Below are 5726 nucleotides of genomic sequence, written 5' to 3'. Positions count from 1 at the left end.
AAGCTCATCGAAGCCTGTCTGAAACAGGGATTCCATGTCATCGCGATGCTCAAGACGAACCGGATTCTCTACCCGAAAGGCATCGCCATCCAAGCCAAGCAGTTYGCCCGCTATATCGAGTCCAAAGACACCCGCCTCGTCACGGTGGGGCAGGAGCGTTATCGCGTGTATCGCTATGAGGGGGCCATCCATGGCCTCGATGACGCGGTGGTGCTGCTGGCTTGGAAGGCGGATCAGCCGRTGRCGCCGGAACATCTTCATTGCATCTTGAGCACCGACCGGGAACTCGGGGACGAAGACATCTTGCGTTACTACGCCCRGCGCTGGACGATCGAGTGCTTTTTCCGGCAGGCGAAAGATCAACTGAAGCTGGATGGATACCGCGTTCGCCACATTCGGGCGGTGAAACGGTATTGGGCGGTGGTGCTGTTGTACAGCATCGCCGAATCCCGACAAAACCTCTCCACCGGGCTGGAGCTTCTTCGGTCGCGGAAAGACCACAGCGTCGTCGAGTTCATTTATGACGCTGCGAAGCAAGAGATTCCCAATGATGTGATCAAAAAACAGCTCCGTATCGCGTAAGGGGGACCCTGTTTGTCTCTTAAAGCATGGAAATTATTGTAATGAAAAATGCTCATCTACAGTTAAAATTTTTTACAAATCATCTCTTTCTATTGCATAATTTTACCCATTCAACTAAAATAGATAATGCAACCGGTTGCATTGAAGTTGATGAATTTGTTTGAAAATCACACAAGAAAATGTATTCACTTTCAACTAACCCCCTACCATTTAGAAGGGAGAGAGAAAAAATAAAAAAAATGAAATTGACATCATTCGATTTTTGGCAAAAGTTCGGGAAAGCATTGATGGTCGTTGTTGCTGTCATGCCTGCAGCCGGTTTGATGATTTCATTAGGAAAATTAATTGGCATGATGAGCGGAGATGTTTCATTCGTGCAATCGATTGCACGGATTATGGAGGATATCGGTTGGGCGATCATTGTCAATCTCCATATTTTATTTGCGGTCGCAATCGGGGGCTCTTGGGCAAAAGAGCGTGCAGGCGGAGCTTTTGCGGCACTTATTGCATTTATTTTAATTAACCGTATCACAGGAGCGATTTTTGGCGTCAATAATGCCATGTTGCAAGACCCAGAAGCAACTGTCGTCACCATTACTGGAAGCAAACTAATTGTTAAAGATTACTTTATCTCTGTTCTTGGAGCTCCGGCATTAAACATGGGGGTTTTTGTAGGAATCATTTCAGGATTTTTAGGAGCTTCCTTATATAATAAATATTATAACTTTGATCGTCTTCCAAAATCTCTTAATTTCTTTAATGGGAAAAGATTTGTTCCATTTGTTGTGATCGCTGGTTCAGTTATCACAGCGCTTATTTTATCGATCGTATGGCCGTCTGTTCAAAGCTTATTAAACGGATTTGGACGTTGGATCGCTACGTCTAAAGATACAGCGCCAATCATTGCACCTTTTATTTTCGGTACGTTGGAGCGTCTCTTATTGCCATTTGGCTTACATCATATGTTAACAGTGCCAGTGAACTATACAGAGCTCGGTGGAACCTATACGATTTTAACCGGTTCAAAAGCAGGACAAATCGTTGCTGGTCAAGATCCTTTATGGCTTGCATGGATCACCGATTTAAACAACCTGTTAGCTTCTGGAGACACAAAAACATACCATCATTTGCTTGAAACCGTTCATCCAGCACGATTTAAAGTTGGACAAGTGATTACATCGACCGCTTCTCTCATCGGTGTTGCATTAGCTATGTATATCAATGTTGATAAAGACAAGCGCGAAAAATATAAATCCATGTTTTTCTCTGCAGCATTAGCCGTATTTTTGACAGGCGTGACAGAACCGATCGAATTCATGTTTATGTTTGTCGCACCCGTTTTATATATTGTGTATGCGATTACAACTGGTTTAGCGTTTGCCCTTGCCGATCTAATCCATTTACGTATTCACGCATTTGGCTTTATTGAATTTTTAACAAGAACACCAATGATCATTAAAGCAGGACTTGTAAAAGATTTGGTGAACTTCGCTATTTCTTGCCTTGCATTTTTCGGCATCAGCTTTGTTGTATCCAATGCACTGATTAAAAAACTGAACTTGCCAACACCGGGTCGAAACGGAAACTATATAGAAGCAGAAGAGCCAGCTCAATCTCAATCAAAAAATACAACCAATGACGATTCTTTAGCCGCTCATATTATTGAATTACTCGGCGGCAAAGATAACATTGAGGATGTCGATGCGTGCATGACACGTTTACGTGTAACGGTAAAAGATATTCATAAAGTGGCTTCTGAACAAGAGTGGAAAACAGCAGGAGCACTCGGATTAATTTTAAAAGATAAAGGCGTTCAAGCCATTTATGGACCAAAAGCAGATGTTTTAAAATCCAATATTCAAGATCTTTTAGGGGTTTAAGCCATGAAATTACTAACATTAAATTGCCACTCATGGCAAGAGGAAAATCAATTGCAAAAAATTAAGTATTTAGCTGAAATCATAAACGAAAAAAAATACGATGTCATCGCTTTGCAAGAAGTAAGCCAATCGATTGAAGCTCCATACATCTATGAAAACATAAAAGAAGATAACTTTGCATTCATTTTATTAAAAAATCTTGAGCAACTCGGTTGTCGTGATTATTCTCTCGTTTGGGATTTTGCTCATATCGGCTATGAGAAATATGAAGAAGGATTAGCCATTTTAACAAAACATCCTATTATAAAGAAACATTCTTTCTATGTTTCTAAAAATCAGAATCCTTTATTTTGGAAAACTCGCAAAATCGTTGGGGCAACCATTCGTTGGCATGGACGCCCTCTCTCGTTTTATTCTTGTCATCTTGGTTGGTGGCATGATGAAGAAGAACCTTTCGGCGATCAGTTTGATACACTTCTTAAAAAAATTGAATATGAAGACGCTTTCTTCCTCATGGGCGATTTTAATAACGACGCCCACATTCGTGGAGAGGGCTATGATTACATGATGAGTAGAGGGCTTTATGACACATACGTACTAGCAAAAGAGAAGGATAGCGGTACTACGGTTCAAGGGAAAATTGATGGTTGGAATGAAAACGAAAAAAACTTACGCATTGATTTGATTCTATCAAACAAGCTTTTACACGTAAAATACTCTAAAACCATTTTTAACGGCCAAAATGGCCATGTCATTTCCGACCATTTCGGAGTAGAGGTAGAAATTGAAGACGGACTCGCCTAGTTGTGTCCGTCTTTTTCTTTTTCTTTTACAAGATCGACGAGCTTTGCACCCGTCATCTTCTGCAAATCATCGACGCACAGTTCGATTTGCATGCCAATCTTTCCTGCGCTGACAATGATTTTTTTAAGTTGAAGAGCCGTTTCATCAATAAACGTGCCATATTGCTTCTTCATTCCAATCGGTGAACATCCGCCGCGAACATAGCCTGTGTGCTTTTCAATCTCATGAACAGGAAGAAGCTCTACTTTTTTCTCTTGTGCCGCTTTCGCTGCTTTTTTCAAATCAAGTTCCGCCTCTACAGGAATGACAAATACGTAAATCGTTCCGCTGCTTCCTTTCGTCACTAACGTTTTATAGACAGTTTTTGGGTCTTTTCCGATTTTTTTCGCTACGGATACCCCATCGATTTTTCCATCGTTGTTTTCATATGTCCGCACATCATATAAGATGCCTTCTCGGTCTAATAGACGCATCGCGTTCGTTTTTGCTTGTTTCATCTCATTTCCCCTGCCTATTAAGTAGCTTCATGTTTAGTTTACCTTGAACCGCTTTTCTTAACAACTTTTACGGACCAAGGGAAGCGAAGAAGTCTTTGATCATGATAAAAAGGGACATCCCCGCGGGACATCCCTGTTTCTTCATTCAACTCCTTTATATGCTTGGCGATAAATTTCGGCTAAATCGCTGACTAACGGCAATTTAGGGTTTGCGGTTGTACATTGATCTTCGAACGCAAGCTCTGCCAATTGATCGACTTTGCTTTCGAATTCTTCTTTGCTGACGCCTGTTGCCGCGATGCTTAATGGCATATCGAGTTCTTTTGCAAGCTTGATAATCGCTTGAATGAGGCTTTCGACTCCTTCTTCCGTTGTGCGTGCTGGCAATCCTAAAATGCGTGCGATTTCCGCATAGCGTTTATCCGCGATAAAATGTTCATATTTAGGGAACGCTACAAATTTCTTCGGTTTTGTCGCGTTATAACGAATGACGTGCGGCATTAAAATCGTGTTCGCACGTCCGTGCGGAATATGGAATTCTGCGCCAAGTTTATGCGCTAAACTATGGTTAATGCCTAAAAATGCGTTCGCGAATGCCATACCGGCAATCGTTGATGCGTTATGCATTTTTTCGCGCGCCACTTCATCGTTGCCGTTTTTGTATGCGCGTGGCAAGTATTCAAAGACGAGTTGAATGGCTTTTAGTGCTAATCCGTCTGTGTAGTCGTTTGCCATGTTCGATACGTACGCTTCAATCGCATGTGTTAATACGTCCATACCTGTATCCGCTGTAATATGTTTTGGCATCGTCATGACGAATTGTGGGTCAACGATGGCGACATCTGGTGTTAACTCGTAGTCAGCAAGCGGATATTTGACGTTATTTTTCTTATCTGTAATGACCGCAAACGATGTCACTTCTGAACCTGTACCAGATGTTGTTGGAATCGCGACAAATTGCGCTTTTTGACCGAGTTTTGGATATTTAAATACGCGTTTACGAATATCTAAAAACTTTTGTTTTAAGCCATTAAAGTCGGTATTTGGATGTTCATAGAACAGCCACATCGCTTTCGCCGCGTCCATCGCCGAACCACCGCCGAGCGCGATGATGACGTCTAGCTGGAACGCATGCATCATGTCGGCACCTTTCATCACTGTTTCAATTGATGGATCTGGTTCAACTTCTGAGAAAATTTCGCAATGCACATAATCTGGACGTTTACGCAAATAGTATAACACTTTATCGACATAGCCGAGCTTCACCATACCTGGGTCTGTAACGATAAAGGCACGTGAGATGTTTGGCATTTTCGCTAAATATTGTGTCGCATGTTTTTCAAAATAAATTTTTGGTGGAACTTTAAACCATTGCATGTTTACATTCCTTCTCGCTAATTTTTTGGGTCTTCACCATTTTCTGTGATTTTCACTCAATCCCAGAAACATGTTAGCTGGATGAAATAGGTTCATCAGTCAGGATCCTTCTTCCGCATACAGACCACGAAGTTGGTAGAATGGAAACAGCCAAGTGCTTTCCTTGACGGGTTCCATTCTACCAACTATCATACCGATAGCGGAAGAAGGGAGTGCTTAAGCAGCCTGACTGCCTGTAGTGTTCCCTGTACACTCCAGAAATACACGCGAACGAAACCGTTCTAGATTTCGATAGCCATATGCCCGGCGTTTGATGTTTTTGATCTTGTGATTCGTCCCCTCGATTCGGGCATTCGTATATGGGCACAAAAAGTAGGAAAGAATAGGCTCCTTCCACCTTTCAAGCGTGTTGGCTGCTTCCTGAAAAGAAGCAAAAGGGCTCTGTTTGGCTAACTGAATCCATTTTTCCAAGCGTTCCTTTGCTTCATTATATCCATCGGTTCGGTAAAAATCCCGAAACAACTCTTTCAGATAATAAGCAATGGAAAGTACCGGATACTCCTCCAAGATATTGTCCAATCGAAGC

5 protein-coding genes and 1 pseudogene are annotated in these 5726 nt (G+C 42.0%); 3 read left to right on the top strand and 3 right to left on the bottom strand.

The genetic code is table 11. The features are described 5' to 3' along the window. The 3 genes from CV945_RS16035 to CV945_RS16025 form a co-directional block, all read left to right on the top strand. Nucleotides 1-582: transposase (locus CV945_RS16035; RefSeq protein ID WP_157807548.1), on the top strand; the 582-nt coding region annotated here is incomplete at its 5' end. A 239-nt stretch (nt 583-821) separates the two neighbouring features. Beyond that, nucleotides 822-2462 carry a PTS transporter subunit IIBC gene (locus tag CV945_RS16030; protein WP_062677904.1) on the top strand — a complete coding sequence of 547 codons (1641 nt, stop codon included), beginning with the start codon at nt 822-824 and terminating at the stop codon, nt 2460-2462. 3 nt (nt 2463-2465) lie between these two features. Beyond that, nucleotides 2466-3266: an endonuclease/exonuclease/phosphatase family protein gene (locus CV945_RS16025; RefSeq protein WP_033017069.1), complete on the top strand. Its 801-nt coding sequence runs from the start codon at nt 2466-2468 to the stop codon at nt 3264-3266. Here the strand turns inward: CV945_RS16025 and ybaK are convergent. The 3 genes and pseudogenes from ybaK to CV945_RS16010 form a co-directional block, all read right to left on the bottom strand. Then, entirely contained in the window at nt 3263-3763 is a 501-nt protein-coding gene (ybaK, locus tag CV945_RS16020; protein WP_100660158.1) for a Cys-tRNA(Pro) deacylase, read from the bottom strand. The two genes, CV945_RS16025 and ybaK, sit on opposite strands and share 4 nt — an antisense overlap. A 141-nt stretch (nt 3764-3904) precedes the next feature. Then, nucleotides 3905-5167: pseudogene (locus tag CV945_RS16015) on the bottom strand (iron-containing alcohol dehydrogenase); the annotation flags it as partial. Between the two features lie 189 nt (nt 5168-5356). Continuing rightward, the coding region (locus CV945_RS16010) for a transposase (protein ID WP_198518534.1) at nt 5357-5726 on the bottom strand (370 nt) is incomplete at its 5' end.

Origin of the sequence: Geobacillus sp. Manikaran-105, from assembly GCF_002809955.1 — a bacterium.
Classification (GTDB): Bacteria; Bacillota; Bacilli; order Bacillales; family Anoxybacillaceae; genus Geobacillus; species Geobacillus thermophilus.
Note: the sequence above shows the minus strand (reverse complement) of the source record. Positions and strands in the feature narration are given on the sequence as shown.